General features: G+C 75.8%; 12 protein-coding genes and 1 pseudogene. 8 read left to right on the top strand and 5 right to left on the bottom strand.

Annotation, left to right across the window (positions count from 1 at the left end):
- Positions 1 to 83: 83 nt before the first annotated feature.
- The 7 genes and pseudogenes from ACFYWL_RS20150 to ACFYWL_RS20120 all read left to right on the top strand — a co-directional run bounded on the left by ACFYWL_RS20150 (position 84) and on the right by ACFYWL_RS20120 (position 8,147).
- Entirely contained in the window at positions 84 to 272 is a 189-nt protein-coding gene (locus ACFYWL_RS20150) for a 4Fe-4S dicluster domain-containing protein (protein WP_386975020.1), read from the top strand.
- Positions 269 to 1,432, top strand: coding sequence for a HoxN/HupN/NixA family nickel/cobalt transporter (locus ACFYWL_RS20145; RefSeq protein ID WP_386974806.1), 1,164 nt, complete (start codon positions 269 to 271; stop codon positions 1,430 to 1,432). The genes ACFYWL_RS20150 and ACFYWL_RS20145 overlap by 4 nt, the downstream gene beginning before the upstream one ends.
- Positions 1,429 to 2,022, top strand: coding sequence for a precorrin-8X methylmutase (locus ACFYWL_RS20140; RefSeq protein WP_386974804.1), 594 nt, complete (start codon positions 1,429 to 1,431; stop codon positions 2,020 to 2,022). Before ACFYWL_RS20145 ends, ACFYWL_RS20140 begins: the two co-directional genes overlap by 4 nt.
- A gap of 23 nt (positions 2,023 to 2,045) precedes the next feature.
- Positions 2,046 to 2,960 (top strand): annotated as a pseudogene (locus ACFYWL_RS20135) (sirohydrochlorin chelatase); the annotation flags it as partial.
- A 192-nt stretch (positions 2,961 to 3,152) separates the two neighbouring features.
- Positions 3,153 to 4,925, top strand: a complete 1,773-nt coding sequence (locus ACFYWL_RS20130) for a tetratricopeptide repeat protein (RefSeq protein WP_386974802.1) — start codon at positions 3,153 to 3,155, stop codon at positions 4,923 to 4,925.
- 313 nt (positions 4,926 to 5,238) lie between these two features.
- Complete coding sequence (locus ACFYWL_RS20125) at positions 5,239 to 6,561, top strand: NAD(P)/FAD-dependent oxidoreductase (protein WP_386974800.1); 1,323 nt, start codon at positions 5,239 to 5,241, stop codon at positions 6,559 to 6,561.
- 23 nt (positions 6,562 to 6,584) lie between these two features.
- Positions 6,585 to 8,147, top strand: a complete 1,563-nt coding sequence (locus ACFYWL_RS20120; protein WP_386974798.1) for an aminotransferase class I/II-fold pyridoxal phosphate-dependent enzyme — start codon at positions 6,585 to 6,587, stop codon at positions 8,145 to 8,147.
- 54 nt (positions 8,148 to 8,201) lie between these two features.
- Here the strand turns inward: ACFYWL_RS20120 and ACFYWL_RS20115 are convergent, their stop codons facing one another.
- From ACFYWL_RS20115 to ACFYWL_RS20100, 4 genes are all read right to left on the bottom strand, one after another.
- A complete protein-coding gene (locus tag ACFYWL_RS20115) occupies positions 8,202 to 9,641 on the bottom strand; it encodes a PepSY-associated TM helix domain-containing protein (RefSeq protein WP_386974796.1) in 1,440 nt (479 codons plus the stop codon).
- Positions 9,642 to 9,796: 155 nt separating this feature from the next.
- Positions 9,797 to 10,429, bottom strand: a complete 633-nt coding sequence (locus ACFYWL_RS20110) for a copper resistance protein CopC (RefSeq protein WP_386974794.1) — start codon at positions 10,427 to 10,429, stop codon at positions 9,797 to 9,799.
- A 73-nt stretch (positions 10,430 to 10,502) separates the two neighbouring features.
- A complete protein-coding gene (locus ACFYWL_RS20105; RefSeq protein ID WP_386974792.1) occupies positions 10,503 to 11,732 on the bottom strand; it encodes a Dyp-type peroxidase in 1,230 nt (409 codons plus the stop codon).
- Complete coding sequence (locus ACFYWL_RS20100; protein WP_386974790.1) at positions 11,729 to 12,340, bottom strand: copper chaperone PCu(A)C; 612 nt, start codon at positions 12,338 to 12,340, stop codon at positions 11,729 to 11,731. Before ACFYWL_RS20100 ends, ACFYWL_RS20105 begins: the two co-directional genes overlap by 4 nt.
- 214 nt (positions 12,341 to 12,554) lie before the next feature.
- Between ACFYWL_RS20100 and ACFYWL_RS20095 the strand changes: the two genes are divergently transcribed.
- Positions 12,555 to 14,438 (top strand): copper resistance protein CopC, encoded by a 1,884-nt coding sequence (locus ACFYWL_RS20095; RefSeq protein WP_386974788.1) that lies wholly within the window; start codon positions 12,555 to 12,557, stop codon positions 14,436 to 14,438.
- A gap of 50 nt (positions 14,439 to 14,488) precedes the next feature.
- Here ACFYWL_RS20095 and sthA read toward each other — a convergent pair whose 3' ends face one another.
- Entirely contained in the window at positions 14,489 to 15,892 is a 1,404-nt protein-coding gene (gene sthA / locus ACFYWL_RS20090) for a Si-specific NAD(P)(+) transhydrogenase (RefSeq protein ID WP_386974786.1), read from the bottom strand.
- Between the last annotated feature and the right edge of the window lie 132 nt (positions 15,893 to 16,024).

Genomic DNA, 16,024 nt, shown 5'->3' with positions numbered 1-16,024 from the left:
CCCCGCCCGCCGCGGGGCCCTCGTCCGGTCCCGCCGCCGCGTCCTCGCCCGGTCCCGCCGCCGGGCCGCCGGCGCGCGCCGCCGTGACCATCGTCGGCTGCCAGGGCTGCGGCGCGTGTCTGCTGACCTGCCCCACCCACGCGATCCGACCCACCCCCGGCGGGCTGCTGGTCCGCGCGCAGGCGTGCACCGGCTGCCTGGAGTGCCTGGAGATCTGCCCGGTCGACGCCATCCGCGTCACCGGCACCGACCCCTGTGGAGGAACCCGATGAGTTCGACCGTGGTCAGCGCCGCGCCCCCGGCGGGCCGGTGGAGCCGCGCCGAGCGGGTACGCCTCGGCGGCATCGTGCTCGCCGTCGCCGTGCTGCACGTCGCCGGCTGGAGCCTCTACCTGTACTGGAACGGCCAGCCCGCGGCGGCCGGCGGGCTGGCCGGCGCGGGCACCCTCGCCTACGCCCTCGGGGTGCGGCACGCCTTCGACGCCGACCACATCGCGGCCATCGACGACACCACCCGGCTGATGCTGCTGCGCGGCCGGCGTCCCGTGGGCGTCGGCTTCTTCTTCGCCGTCGGCCACAGCGCGGTGGTGCTGCTGCTCGCCCTGATCGTCGGGCTTGCCTCGACCAGCCTCGCCGGCCCCGGGCTGGCCCAGGCCCGCGAGGTGGGCGCCACCGTCGCGATCGTCACCGCCACCCTGTTCCTGAGCCTCGTCGCCGGGCTCAACGCCGTGGTGCTGGGCGGCCTGGCCCGGCTGTGGCGGCGGCTGCGCCACGGCGACCTCGACGAGCAGGAACTGGACCTGCACCTGCTCAACCGGGGCCTCGTGCAGCGGGTGCTGGGTTCGCGGGCGCGTTCGCTGGTGCGCTCGTCGTGGCACATGGCGCCCGTCGGGTTCCTGTTCGGCCTCGGCCTGGAGACGGCCAGCGAGGTGACCCTGCTCGCCCTGTCCGCGAGCACCGCCGCCGCCGGTGGGCTGCCCGTGCTGGCCCTGCTCACCCTGCCGCTGCTGTTCGCCGCCGGGATGTCCGCCATGGACACCGCCGACAGCCTGCTGATGAGCCGGGCGTACTCGTGGGCTTACCGGCAGCCGGCCCGCCGGCTCTACTACAACCTCGCCACCACCGGCATGACCGTGCTCGTCGGCGCGCTCGTGGCCAGCGTCTACCTCGCCGGGCTCCTCGTCGACCACCTCGGGGTGTCCGCCCTGGCCGGGTACGCCGCCCTCGCCGAGCACTTCGAGCAGCTCGGCTACGCCGTCGTGGCGCTGTTCGCCCTCGCCTGGCTCGCCGCCGCCGCCCTGTGGAAGCTGCGCCGCTACGACGAGCGCTACGGCGCCCCCGCCACCGACCGTCCCGCCGACCGGGTCGAGCGCGCCGAGCCGGGGGAGCCGGGCCGCAGCGACCGCGCCGTGCCCGGGGCGGCGGACCGGTGAGCCGCGTCGTGCACCCGATCGAGCGGCAGTCGTACGCGATCCTGCGTTCCCGGGTGGACCTGACCGGCCTGCCGCCGCTGACCCGGGCCGTCACCGAGCGGGTCGTGCACGCCAGCGCCGACCTCGACTACGTCACGGACCTGGTGTGCGACGAGGCCGCCCTGGCCGGCGGGCTGGCCGCCCTGCGCGGCGGCGCTGCGGTCGTCGCCGACGTGGCGATGGTCGCCGCCGGGATCACCCGCCCCGGCCCCGGGCCGGTGTGCCCGATCGCCGAGCCGGCCACGGCCGCCCTGGCCCGCGCGGCGGGGATCACCCGCTCGGCGGCGGCCGTGCGGGTCGCGTACGACCGGGTCGGCCCCGGCGCGGTGTGGGTGGTCGGCTGCGCGCCCACCGCGCTGTTCGAACTGCTCGCCCTCGGCGTGCGGCCGGCGCTGGTGGTCGGCCTGCCGGTCGGGTTCGTCGGCGCCGCCGAGAGCAAGGCGGCGCTGCGCGCCAGCGGCCTGCCCGCCGTGTCCAACGTCGGCGAGAAGGGCGGCTCCGCGGTCGCCGCCGCCGCCCTCAACGCCCTGCTGTACCTGGAGGAGACGTGACCGACCGACCCGCAGGAGACGTGGTGCCTGCCGACCCCGGCGCGCCGGGCGGCGCGGGGCGCACCCCGCTGCTGATCGTCGGCCACGGCACCCGCAGCGCCACCGGCGTCGCCCAGTTCGCGGCCCTGGTCGACCGGATCCGCCGCCGCCGCGCCGTCGACGACGTCGAGGGCGGCTTCATCGAGCTGTCCCGCCCGCCGCTGACCGACGCGGTCGGCGCGCTCGCGGGCCGGGGGCACCGCCGGCTCGTGGCGCTGCCGCTGGTCCTCGCCGCGGCCGGGCACGGCAAGGGCGACATCCCGGCCGCGCTGGCCCGGGAGAAGCAGCGCTTCCCCGGCCTCCGCTACGCCTACGGCCGGCCGCTGGGCCCGCACCCGCTGCTGCACGACACCCTGGCCGCGCGGATCGACGCCGCGCTGGCCGGCGTCGACCGGGCCGGGACGTGGGTGGCGCTGATCGGCCGGGGCTCCACCGACCCCGACGCCAACGCCGAGGTCACCAAGGTGGCCCGGCTGCTGTGGGAGGGGCGCGGGTACGCGGGCGTCGAACCGGGCTTCGTCTCGCTGGCCGAGCCGTCGGTGCCGGCCGTGCTGGAGCGGCTGCGCCGCCTCGGCGCGCGCCGGATCGTCGTCGCCCCGTACTTCCTGTTCGCCGGGGTGCTGCCGGACCGGATCGTGGCCCGGTCGGCGGAGTTCGCCGCCGCCCACCCCGGCCTCGACGTGCGGGTGGCCGACCTGATCGGCGACTGCGACGCCCTCGCCGACCTGGTCCTCGAACGGCACGCCGAGGCGCTGCGCGGGGACATCCGGATGAACTGCGACACCTGCGCCTACCGGGTGGCGCTGCCCGGCTTCGCCGACAAGGTGGGCCGGCCGCAGACCCCGCACGACCACCCCGACGACCCGGTCGGCGGCCACCATCACCATCACCACCATCACCACGTGCGAGGAGGGGCCCCTCGGTGACGCATCGGGAACGATCACGAACGCCCTTCATATCCGCGTCGATCGGGCCTACGCTCTGGGCAGTTCCACAGTGATCACAACGGAGGTTCACATGAGGAAGATGACCGTACGCCGCACGAGCACCCTGCGCCTGCTGTCCGGCGCCCGCCGGCTCTGGATCGAGTGGTGCTGGTAGCACCCGGCGCGGCGGGCGCCCCCGGGCGCCCGCCCCTGCGGGGCCCGGCCCGGTCGTCGAGCGGCGAGCCGGGCGGCTACGACTGCCACCGCGACCACGGGCCGTACGCCGGGGTCGCCGACTTCCTCGGCCGGATCGCCGCCGACCGTCCCCGCCTGGCGTCCCGGCACGCCGTCGAGTTGCACGCCATCGTGCCGGGGCTCGACCGCGCCGCCCGCCCCGCCGCCGACGAGGAGCCGATCCGGTTCCACCCCGCCCGCCGCACGGCCTGCCTGGCCTACGGCGCGACGGAGTTCGTGGTGGCCTGGGCGGGCACCCTCAGACGCCCGGTGACGGTGCGCTTCGACCACGTCGACGCCGCCGACGAGACCACCCGCGAGCTGCTGGACGCCCTGTCGCGCCGGGTCGGGCCGTACCCGCTGCGCCTGGACCTGCGCGACGGCGGCGTCGCCCGGCCCGACGTCGCGGACCCGCCACCGGCGGCGCTGCGCGCGGCCGTGGGGGAGTCCCTGGCCCGCGGCTTCTACCACCACGCCGCCCGCGCCGCCCGGCGCGGGCGCGCCGCCGTGACCGCGTCGGGCGACCTGCGGCACTGGTGGGCGTTCACCACCGGCCTGGCCACCGCCCTGGCGGCCCTCGACCGCGCCGCCGAGGCCCTCGACCTCTACGACGAGGCCCGCGCCGCCACCGACGACCCGAAGATCACCATGTCGGCCGCGTACGCCACCGCCATGCTGTACGCCCGGCACCTGCCGGCGGCCGACCAGGACCCGCAGCGGGCACGGCACTGGCTGCACCGGGCGCTGCGCCTCGCCGCCGGCCTGGCCGACCCGCGCCAGCGGGTGCTGTCCACCGTCTTCTACGAGCAGGGCCTGGCCCTGCTGGACAGCCGAGAGGGCGAGCCCGCCCGCGCGCTGCGGCTGATCGACGACGGGCTGGCCCGCCTGGCGGCGGTGCTCGCCCCCGGCGAACGCCCGCAGGACCTGGCCCGGCTGCGCCACAACCGCGCGCAGGTGCACCTGGCCCTGGGCGACGCCGACCGGGCCCTGGCCGAGCTCGACACCGTGATCGCCCACGACCCCGACAACTGCGAGTACTACGTCGACCGGGCCGCCCTGCACCGGGCGGCGGGCCGCACCCGGGCCGCGATCCGCGACTACGACACCGCGATCCGCCTCGGGCCGCACCTGCCCGAGGCCTACTACAACCGGGCCGTGCTCCAGCAGCAGCGGGGCCGCCCCGGGCGGGCGCGCGCCGACCTCGACCGGGTGCTGGCCATCGAGCCGGGGCACCTGGACGCCCGCATCGCCCTGGTCAACCTGCACCTGGAGCGCGGCGCGCACGACGCGGCCGAGGCGGGCGCGCGGGCGGGGCTGGCCCTGGCCCCGCAGGAACCCGCGCTGCTGTGCACCCTCGGGCTGGTCCGCTCCGAGCGCGGCGGGGCCGACGAGGCCGACGAGCTGTTCACCCGGGCCCTGTCCGGCGACCCCGCGCTGGTCGAGGCGTGGACCAACCGGGCCGCCGTCCGGTTCGACCGCGGCGACGTCGCCGCCGCCGTGGCGGACCTGGACCGGGCGGTGGCGCTGGCCGCGTCGGCGTCGGTGCCCCGCTACAACCGGGGCGCCGCGCTGATGCGGCTCGGCCGCTGGGACGAGGCCGCCCGCGACTTCGCCCACGCGCTCGCCCAGCCGGGCCTGGACCGCGCGTTGCGCCGCGACCTGCGGGCGGAACTGGCCCGCTGCCGGCGCGCCGGCAGCGGCTGAGCAGCGGCCGAGGGGCCGCCGACACCGCACCCGCTCCGGGTCGCCCCGGCGACTGTCGGCTTTCGGACACCACCTGCCGGCGGCGGGGAACACCCCCTCGCGGTGCCGCGGTGACCAGCGCGGTCACGGCGGTCGGGGCCCGGACACACCCCTATTCGACGGGCCGAACAGAGGGCCGTCCACTGTGTACGTTGACGGTTCACTCCCGTTCGCCGGTGGCACCGCGGGACGGTCCGCGCGTCGTGCGGGTCCGCCGCCGCACCGAGGGCCCGGCCGACGGGGCAGCCGGACCTCGTTCGAAGGACTACGAATCATGTACGACGCGATAGTCGTCGGTGGACGCTGCGCAGGCGCCTCCACCGCCCTGCTACTCGCCCGGCAGGGCCACCGGGTGCTGGTGGTGGACCGGTCGTCCTTCCCCAGCGACGTCATCTCGACGCACTTCCTGTGGCCGCACGGCATGTCCTACCTCAACCGGTGGGGCCTGCTGGACCAGGTCACCGCCGTGACCCCCACGCACACGGTCATCGACATCGTCAACGACGGCATCCCGCTGAGCGGCTCGGTGCCCACGTCGCTGCTGCGCGAGCACTTCCGGGACCTGCACGGCGACGACTCGGGCGTCGTGCAGACCTACGCCTCGGTGCGCCGTCGCGTGCTGGACCAGATCCTCGTCGAGGCGGCGGCCAAGGCCGGCGCCGAGGTCCGCACGCACTGCGCCGTACGGGAGCTGATCACCGAGGACGGCCGGGTCGTCGGCGTGCGGGGGCGCGCCGCAGACGGCCGGGAGTTCGAGGAGCGGGCCCGCATCGTCGTCGGCGCCGACGGCCGCAACTCGTTCGTCGCGCGCACCCTAAACCTGCCCCGCTTCGACGAGCGGCCCCGCTGCACGTTCGCCTACTGGAGCTACTGGTCCGGCTTCGACCCCGGCCGGGGGCAGATCCACCGGCGTGGCCGGCTCGGCTGCGCGGTGGTGCCGACCAACTTCGGGCAGAACATGGTCCTCGTCTGGGGGCCCAGCGAGTGGTCCCGGGAGTTCCGCGCCGACGTGCCCGGCAACGTCCAGCGGGGGCTGGACTTCGTCAGCCCCGAGCTGGGCGAGCTGGTCCGCACCCAGGGCGTCCGGGAGGAGCGGATCTACGGCACCCTGGACCAGTCGGGCTTCCTCCGGCCGCTGCACGGGCCCGGCTGGGTGCTCGTCGGCGACGCCGAGTCGGCCAAGGACCAGTGCACGGCGATCGGCATGACCCACGCGTTCCGCGACGCGGAGCTGGCCAGTGCCGCCCTGCACCGGTGGCTCACCGGCGAGTCGTCGCTCGACGAGGCGATGGCCGCGTACGAGGGCCGCCGGCGCAGCCAGAACTCCGCCGCCTACTACGACTACGTGTGCACGCTGTCCGAGATGCGGCCGTACCGGCACGACGAGCTGCAACTGTTCGTCGCGTTGCGCGGCAACCAGGAGGAGACCGACCGCTTCATCGCCACGCACGCCGACGTCGCGCCGGTGTCGGAGTTCTTCCAGGCGTCCAACCTCTTCCTGCTCAACGACGCCGCCAAGGAGTCCTCCGCCGGCTACCCGGTCTTCGACGACTTCGCCGCGACGTCGCGCATGTACCAGCAGAACCCCTTCGCCTGATGCCGTACCAGGGAGCCGACACCGTGACCAGCACCGACCTGCAGCAGCGCGACGACGGCGAGCTGATCGAGGCCATCCTCGACGCCGCCCGGCGCGGCGACGTCGAGACCATGGCCCGCGAGGCGGCCGAGGTCTCCGAGATGACCCGCAACTGGGCCACCCACATCCCCTGGGACGACCTCGCGACCCTCGACGCCTCCGGGGCCGACGGCGAGCTCGCCCGGGTCGTGGCGGACCTGACCGAGATGTGGGAGCCGGCGCACCTGCGCAACCCCGTCGACCCCGACGAGGAGTACGCGCTGGACAAGAACGCCTACGACTTCTACCGCCCCGCCGGGCGCGACCTGCTCGCCCGCACGGAGGACTTCTACGGCTGGGTGCAGGCCCGCCGCCGCACGGAGACCTGGCAATATTCCAGGGTGCTGGAGGCGGCCCCGGACAGCATCGCCGAGATCACCAACGACCTGGGCAAGCGGACCCGGGGCATCAACTTCAACTCCCAGGACTACCTGTCGTTCAACACCCACCCGGCGATCCGGGAGGCGGCGGTCCGGGCGATGCGCGACTACGGCCCGCACAGCGCCGGCTCGCCGATGGTGCTGGGCAACACCCGCATCTCCGACGAGCTGGAGGTCGCCCTCGGCGAGCTGGTGGGGCTGGAGCACGTCACGCTCTTCTCGACCGGGTGGTCGGCGGGCTTCGGCGCGATCGTCGGGCTGGTCCGCCAGTCCGACCACGTGGTCATCGACCGGCTCGCGCACTCCTGCCTCCAGCAGGGCGCGCGGGCGGCGACCCGCAACGTCGTGCGCTACGAACACCTCAACGTCGAGGCCGTGCGCCAGCACCTGGCCGACATCAGGTCGCACGACAGCCGCAACGGCATCCTCGTCGTCACCGACGGCCTCTTCTCCGTCGACGCCGACTGGCCCGACCTGGTGACCCTGCAGCGGGTCTGCCGGGAACACGACGCGACCCTGCTGGTCGACGTCGCGCACGACCTCGGCGCGATGGGGCCGGGCGGCACGGGCGTGCTGGGCATGCAGGACCTGCTCGGCGAGGTCGACATCGTGATGGGGGCGTTCTCGAAGACGTTCTGCTCCAACGGCGGCTTCGTGGCGTCGCGCTCGCCGGCCCTGAAGCAGTACGTCAAGATGTTCAGCGGCAGCCACTTCTTCAGTAACGCTCTGTCACCCGTGCAGACCGCCGTGGTGCGGGAGGCCGCCCGGATCATCCGGTCCCCCGAGGGCGACGAGCTGCGCGCCCGGCTGTTCACCGCCATCCACGCGCTGCGCGACGAGCTGACCGGCCGGGGGCTGACCTGCATGGGCGAGCCGTCGCCGATCGTGCCGCTGCTGATCGGCAACGAGAAGCTCGCCCGGACGGCCAACCGCCTGCTGTTCGACCGGGGGGTGCTCGCGTTCATGGTGGAGTTCCCGGTCACGCCGACCGGGTCGTCGCGGTTCCGGCTCCAGGTGCAGGCCGGCCACCGGCCCGAGGAGGCCCGGGAGGCGGCCCGCATCATCGAGGGGGCCATCGCCGACTCGCGGGCGTACCTGTCCAGCGCGTTCGGCAGCGCCGCCCGGTAGTCGCGGGCGCGGGGCGGCGGGCCGGCACCGGCCCCGCCGCCCCGCACCGGCCGGTCAGCCGCCGGCGGGGGCGGGCGAGACCGGCACGGCCCGGCGGCGTCGCCGGGCCAGCGCCCCGAGGACCACGTCGACGACGACGAACGCGAGCAGGGGGCCGCCGAACCAGGGCAGCGCCCACCCGACGGCGACGGTCAGCGCGAGGCCGGGCGGCAGCGCCCACCACGGCAGGCCGCGCAGTCCGCCCCGCGCGGGCGGGGCGCCGACGGCGGCGCGGCGGTCGGCCCGGGTGGGGCGGCGCTGCCACCACATCCGGTAGCCCCAGACGATGACGCAGAGCAGGCCGAGGGCGAGCGCGGCGAGCAGGACCTGGTTGACCGGGCCGAACAGCAGGCCCATGTGCGCGGCGACGCCGAGGCTGCTGAGCTTGGCCAGCAGGGGCCAGTCGGCGAAGTCGCTGCGGGCGGTCACCGTGCCGGCCACGGGGTCGACGGCGATGCGGTCCCGGCCCACGGGCCAGGTGCTGTCGGTCTGGGCGACCGTCCACGCGTCGCCGCTGGCCTCGGCAGGGACGATCCGCATCGGGCCGGTGAGGCCCGCGCCGGTGGCGGCGGCCAGCACCCGGTCGAACGCCGCGGGGTCCGCGGACCCGGCGGTGACGCCGCCGTGCTGGTGCTCCCCGCCACCGGACGGCGGCGCGCCGGTGAGGCTGGTGGAGATCTCGGGGGTGCCGGCGCGCAGCGCGTCGAGCGCGCTGCCGAAGTGCCCACCGGCGTACCGCGACCAGGTCAGGCCGGTCGCGGAGAGGAAGAGCAGGCCGACGGCGAGCCAGACCCCGGTGGCCGCGTGCCAGGCCCGGGTGCGCCGCACCCCCCTGCGGGCGGACAGGTCGGGCACGAGCAGGTGCCGGACGCGGGCACAGGCGACGCCGCGCCGACGCCACCACAGGACGACGCCGCCGACGGCGAGGATCCACAGCCAGCTCGCGGCGATCTCGGAGTAGTGGCGGCCGAGGTCGCCGAGGTGCAGGTTGCGGTGCAGGTCGTCCAGCCACGTGGTGACGGGCGTGTAGTCGAACCAGGTGGTCAGCTGCCCCTCGACCCGGGCGGTGTGCGGGTCGACGTAGACGGTGTGCTGCCGGTCGCCGAGGTCGGGCTGGGCGAACACCACCCGGGTGGTGGCCCCGTCCGTGCCCGGCAGCACGGCGGCGACGGTGCCCTCGGGGTGGGCGGCGCGGGCGGCGGCGACCTGCTCGGCGAGGGGCTTCGGCGACCCGCCCGGCGCGGCGGTCAGCACGTCGCCGTAGAGGGCCCGGTCCAGTTGCGGGGCGACGGTGTACGCCAGGCCGGTGAGGGCGGCGACGAGCAGGAACGGCGCCACGAGGACACCGGCGTAGAAGTGCAGGCGGAGCAGGAACGCCGCCCATGCCGGGTTGCGGCGCGCCGCCGGGGTGAGCGGCTCCGACGTCGACCCGTCGGGCAGTTCGGTGATGGACATGTGCTTCCGATCGGAGTAGCCGGGATCGTTCCCGGTGGGACTGCCCCCGTACGACAGGGGGCGGGTCCCGTCGTGCCGGCGTCGCGGGGCCCACCCGGTGGGATGGTCGGGCGCGGAGCCGGGGAAGTTCCCGGCCCGTGGCGCGACCGTCGCGGCTACCGGGCGCGTCGTCGGCGCAGCGCGAGCACGGCGACGAGCGCGCCGCCGGCCAGGGCGCTGGCGACCAGGGCGACGCCGGCCGCCCCGGCGAGCGGGCCGGGCCCGCCGCCCCGGGCGACGGGCCCTGCCGCGCCGGCAGCCCCGCTGCTGGCCGGCGCGGCGGTGGGCGGGGCGGTGGGCGGGGCGCTCGCCTGGGCCGGTGCGGTGGGCGTGCCGTCCGCCGGGGTCGGTGCGGTGGCGGCGGGGCCGGCGACGGTGAACCGGTAGGAGCCCTGCACGGGGTGCCCGTCGGTGGACACGACCCGGTAGGCCACCGTGTAGGCGCCGTCGGGCAACGCCTCGGCGACGGTGACCGTCGCCCGTGTCCCGGCGACGACCGGCGCGCCGGTGGGCACCACCCGGCGGGCGGCGTCGCTGAGCACGACGGTGGTGAGGTCCGGGTTCAGCTTCTGCAGGAACCGCACCGTGATCTCGGACGGCGGCGTGGTCAGCCGGGCGTCCGCGGCGGGGACGGCCGAGGCCAGGCTGTTGTGGGCGGCGGCCGGCGCGGCGGGCGCGACCAGGACCGCCAGGGCGGCCAGCGCGGCGGCGGTGCCCGCGAGACGGGGGTGGCGGACGGGTCTGCGCATGGGCTGGCCCCTTTCCTGGTGGTGCCGCTCGGCAACCGGTGCGCCGGTGCCCCCGGGCAGGCGGTGGTGGCGGTCAGGCGAGCAGCTGCTGGCCGATCCAGCCGCCCTCCGGGCACCCGGGCGGCACGGCGAACACGGCGGAGCCGATCGGGGTGGTCCACTCGTTGAGCAGGTCCCGTTCGGCGAGGCGACGCTGGATGGGCAGGAACTGCGTCGTGACGTCCGCCTGGTACGAGGCGAAGATCAGTCCGCTGTCGGCGGTGCCGTCGGCGGCCGGCACCCCGTCGTAGTTGTAGGGGCGGCGCAGGATGCGCAGCCGGTCGTCGGTGACCCGGGCGCGGGTCAGGTGCGAGAAGTCGGGGATGACGGTGAGCCCGGCGGCGTCGACGGCGGCGAAGTCGGGCTCGTCGTGTTCGGCCGTGCCGGTCAGCGGGGCCCCGGTGTCGAGCCGACGGCCGACGGCCAGTTCCCGATCGGCGCGGCCGAGCAGGTCCCAGGTCTCCAGGTTCATGCTGATCCGCCGCACGACCAGCGTGCTGCTGTCCCGCAGCCACGCCGGCCCGTCGGGCACCCACACCGCGGTCTCCAGCGGCCCGCCGGGTAGGGGGTTGGCGGTGCCGTCGAGCTGGCCGAACAGGTTGCGCTGGGTGCGCCCCGGTTCCGCGCCCGCCGCCCGGCGGAAGCCCTGCTGCACCCACGCCACCGTCGCGAACGGCCGGCTGTCCTTGACCAGGACCCGCTGGGCGTGGGCCACCGTGACCGGGTCGTCGGCGCAGATCTGCAGCAGCAGGTCCCCGCCGGACCAGCGGGACTGGAGGCGGTCGACGCGGAAGGCCGGCAGCGCCGCCACCGACGCCGGTCGACGGTCGTCGAGGCCGGCGGCCCGGTAGAGGCCCGGCCCGAAGCCGAACGTGACGGTCAGCCGCGCGGGCAGCAGGCCGAGCTCGGGTTCGGTGTCGGCGAGGGCCGGCCGGCCCCGGGTGAGGCGGGCGGCGTCGTCGGTGAGCAGCCGCAGCAGCCGGCCCAGGGCGGCCCGGTCGGTGGCCGGGGCGAGGGTCAGCGCGACGAACGACGCGTGCGCCTGCGGCTCGGTGTCCACCCCCGCCTGGCGCGCGCCGTGGAACGGCACCACCGCGCCGCCGACGTCGGCCACCGGGACCGCTCCGCCGGGGCGTACGTCGGTGTCGCCGGTGCGGGCGGCGGTGATCGCGGCGGCCCCGGCGAGGGCGCCCCCGGCGGCCAGGGCCCCGCCGGTGAGCAGGGCGCGCCTGCGCACCGGACGGCCGCTGGTGGCGTCGGTCATGACGCGGGGCTCGTGGCCGGCCGCGGCGCGCCGCTCATGCCCGCCGTCGGGGTCGCGCCGTGGCCGGGGGCGTAGCTCTCCTGCGCGCCGGTGAACGGCTTGGCCACGGCGGTGAACGACTGCGTCCGGCCGTCGGCGAAGGTGAGCGTGACGGAGAGCTCGTCGCCGGCCTTCACCGGCTGCCGGAGGTTCATCAGCATCAGGTGCTCGCCGCCGGGCTCCAGCACGTGGCTGCTCTTGGCCCTGACCACGATGCCGCCCTGCTTGGCCTGCATGACCATCTTGCCGTCCTTCATGGTCATCTCGTGCAGCTCCATGGGGGACACGTCGGTGGCCGCGCCGGTGATGGTCACGTCCGCCTCCCCGTCGTTGACCAGGGTGCCGAAGGCGGCGGTCATGCCCTCGTCCGCGGCCTTCACCCACGGGTCGCGCACGGTCAGCACCCCGGCGGCGGCGCTCGCCGACACTGACGGTGACGATGGCGGGTTCGCCGCAGCCGTGGGCGGGTTGTCCGGCGAGCCGCAGCCGGCGGCGACCGTCGCCGCGAGGACGGCGGTGAGCAGGGCTGTCGTGCGCCGAGGCCGGTGGGGCGCGGTGAGGATGGGCATCGGTTCCCCTTCGATGATCGACTGCACGTGGATGGTCGGCGTCACCGGGGGTAAAGTTCCGCGGCTGTCGGTGACCCACGCCACTCGCGGGATCCGGTCGGGGCGGCTGCGTCGGGGGTCCCGGGTGCCTGCGTCCAAGCGGGGAAACTTTTGCCATCTGCGGAAAAAGTTCGGAGAGGCTTGACGGAAGTCCGGGTACGGCGAGGATGATCCGATGCGTCGTCCCCATCCGGTCCCCGGCCGCTGCGTCTCGGGCCTGCTCGCTGTCGTCCTCGCCGCGGCCGTCGCCGTCCTCGGGGCCGCCCCGCCCGCAGCGGCCCACGGCACCCTGGCCATGTCCACCCCGGCGACCGGCGCCACGGTCGCCGAGCCGTTGGCGACCGTGCAGCTCTACTTCACCGAGAAGGTCGCCGACAACGCGTACTTCGCGGTCACCGCGCCGGATGGCGGCCGGGTCGACAACGGTTGGACGCACGGGTCGCCCGCGCCCCTGGACCAGCCGGTGCGGGAGTACCTGCTGGTCGACGGGAAGTTCGAGCCGCGCGAGTACGCCACCGGCTTCCCGGCGGTGGTCACCCTGGCGCACCTGCCCGCGGCGGGCCAGTACACGGTCAGCTACCTGTCGGTGGCCTCCGACGGCGAGCCGGTGCGGGGCACGATGAGCTTCCGCTACACCGGCCGGGTCACGGCCGCCCCGCAGGGCTGGCGCCCGCCGACCACGGGGCCGGACCCGGCGCTCGTCGCCGCCGCCGAGCAGCACGCGACGTCCGGACACGGCTCGCCCCGGTCCTCGGGCGGGCCGGCCGCGCCGGCCGCGTCCCCGGTCGCCCCCGGGGCGGGCTCTCCCGCGGCGGCGGCCCCCGTCGACCCCGGGGACACCGGCGGGCCCGGTTGGCTCGGATGGCTCGGTCTCGCCGTGGCGGTCGCGGCGGTGGCCGGCGTCGTCGGGTGGCGTCACCACGCCGCGCGGGCGGGTGGCCCGGCAGCCCGCTGGCCGTGGACCCGCCGTCCCGCCGGCCGGGCGGCGCGCCGCGTCCCGGCCGCCCGGGCCGCCAAACGGCCGAAGTCACCCGGCCCGGCCCCGCGCCCGGCGGCCCGCAACGGCGGCCCCCGACGCAGCCCGGCCGAGCCGGGCGAGACGCCCGAGAACCGGCCGACCGGCGGGCTCCGGCTCGGCGACCGGGGCCTCGCCCTGGTCGTCGGCGGGCTGGTGGTCGCCCTGGTGGCCGGGTTCGGGCTCGGCCGCGTCGGTGCCCGCGACGGGCGGGCCGCCACGGCGGCCGTCGGCGGGTCGACCGCCACCGGACGCCCGGTCGCGGCGGGGGACGGGCACCAGCACGCGGCGGGGACCGGGGCGCACACGCATCCCGGCGACGGCGACCCGGCGCAGGCGCAGGTGACCGGCACGACGGTCGGCGCCGGCGGCTACACGCTCAAGCCGGTGACGCGGTCCCAGCCGGCCGGCGTGAACGTGGACTACCGGTTCCGGATCGTGGGCGCCGACGGGCGCGCGGAGACGCGCTTCGCGGTCGTGCACGACAAGCCGCTGCACCTGGTCGTGGTCGGCCGGGACCTCGACGGCTACCAGCACCTGCACCCCACCATGGCCGGCGACGGCACCTGGAGCGTGCCCCTGACACTCAAGCGGGCCGGGGGTTACCGCGTCTACGCCGACTTCGCCACGACCGCCGCCGACGGCACCGCACGGCCGCTGGTCCTCGGCGTCGACCACCAGGTTCCCGGCGCGCACACCCCCGCCACCCTGCCGCCCGCCCAGCCGCGGGCCACGGCCGGGCCGTTCGAGGTGGAGATGGTCGGCGCTCCGACGATCGGGGCGACGGTGCCGCTGTCGTTCCGGGTGGGCCGCGCGGGCGCTCCCGCGCCGACGCTGGAACGCTACCTGGGCGCGTACGGGCACCTGGTGGTCGTGCGCGAGGGCGATCTGGGATACGTGCACGTCCACCCGGATCAGGAACTGGTCGACGGGGCCGCCAGGTTCTGGCTGACCGCGCCGGGCCCGAGCCGCTACCGGGCGTTCTTCGACTTCCAGGTCGACGGCAAGGTCCACACCGCCGCCTTCACCCTCGACCTGGGGTGAGGCCCGAGGGCCGGCCGGCACCGATCCCGGTGCGGCCGGCCCCGGTCGGGCTAGCCCTCGATCCGGACGATGTTGCGGATCTTGTTGGACGCGTCCAGCGCCGCCACCTTGTACGCCTCGGCGAGGGTCGGATAGTTGAACACCGCGTCGATGAGGTAGTCGACCGTGCCGCCGCAACCCATGACGGTCTGCCCGATGTGCACGATCTCGGTGGCGCCGGTGCCGAACACGTGCACGCCGAGCAGCCGGCCGTCGGCCGGTGACACCAGCAGCTTCAGCATGCCGTACGAGTCGCCGACGATCTGCCCGCGGGCCAGCTCGCGGTAGCGCGCGATGCCGACCTCGAACGGTGTGGAGCTCTCCGTCAGCTGCTCCTCGGTCTTCCCGACGAAGCTGATCTCCGGGATGGTGTAGATGCCGATCGGCTGCAGCTCGTTGAGCGCGCGGACCGGCTCCCCGCAGGCGTGCTGCGCGGCGATGCGGCCCTGCTCCATCGAGGTGGACGCCAGCGCCGGGAACCCGATCACGTCGCCGACGGCGTAGATGTTCTCCACCGCCGTGCGGTAGTCCGCGTCGACGGTGATCCGGCCGCGCCGGTCGGCCTGCAACCCCGCCGCCTCCAGCGCCAGGCTGTCGGTCTGGCCCTGCCGGCCGGCCGAGTACATGACGGTGTCCGCGACGATCTTCTTCCCGCTCTTCAGGACGCACAGCGCCGCGCTCTGGTGCTTCTCCACCGCCGCGACCTCCTCGCCGAAGCGGAACGTGACGGACAGGTCGCGCAGGTGGTACTTGAGCGACTCGACGACCTCCTCGTCGCAGAAGTCGAGCATCCGGTCGCGGCGCTCCACCACGGTCACCTTCGTGCCGAGCGCGGCGAACATGGAGGCGTACTCCATGCCGATCACGCCCGCGCCGACCACGACCATGCTGCGGGGGATGGACTCCAGGTTGATGACCCCGTCGGAGTCCACGATCGTCCGCTCGTCGAACTCGACGCTGTCCGGGCGGGCCGGCCGGGTGCCGGCGGCGATGATCGCCTTGTCGAAGGTGACCCGCGACTCCTGCCCGGACTCGCCGTCGACCCAGATCGTGTGCGCGTCGGCGAACCGCCCGGTGCCGGTGATCAGCGTCACCCGGTTGCGGGCGAGCTGGTTGCGGATGACGTCGGTCTGCCGGCTGATCACGTGCTGGGTCCGGGCGGCCAGGTCGCCGACCGTGATCTCGTCCTTGAGCCGGTAGCTGCTGCCGTACAGGTCGCGCTGGCTCATGCCGCTGAGGTAGAGCACGGCCTCGCGCAACGTCTTGGAAGGGACGGTGCCGGTGTTGATGCACACCCCACCGATCATGTCGCGGCGGTCGACGATGCCGACCCGCCGACCGAGCTTGGCCGCGGCGATCGCAGCCTTCTGACCGCTGGGCCCGGAGCCCAGCACCAACAGGTCGTAGTCATACACGCCGTAAGCCTCGCAAGATCCCGCAACCCGCGCCACCGCACGTTCGGCGGCGGCCCCCGGCCCATCGGCGTCGCCGGGCGTACGCCCCGGCACGCCGGCCCGGGGGCCGACGCGCCGGGGCGCAGGCGCAGC

The sequence above is a fragment of the Micromonospora sp. NPDC002575 genome, assembly GCF_042889525.1.
Taxonomy (GTDB): Bacteria; Actinomycetota; Actinomycetes; order Mycobacteriales; family Micromonosporaceae; genus Micromonospora; species Micromonospora carbonacea.
Note: the sequence above shows the minus strand (reverse complement) of the source record. Positions and strands in the feature narration are given on the sequence as shown.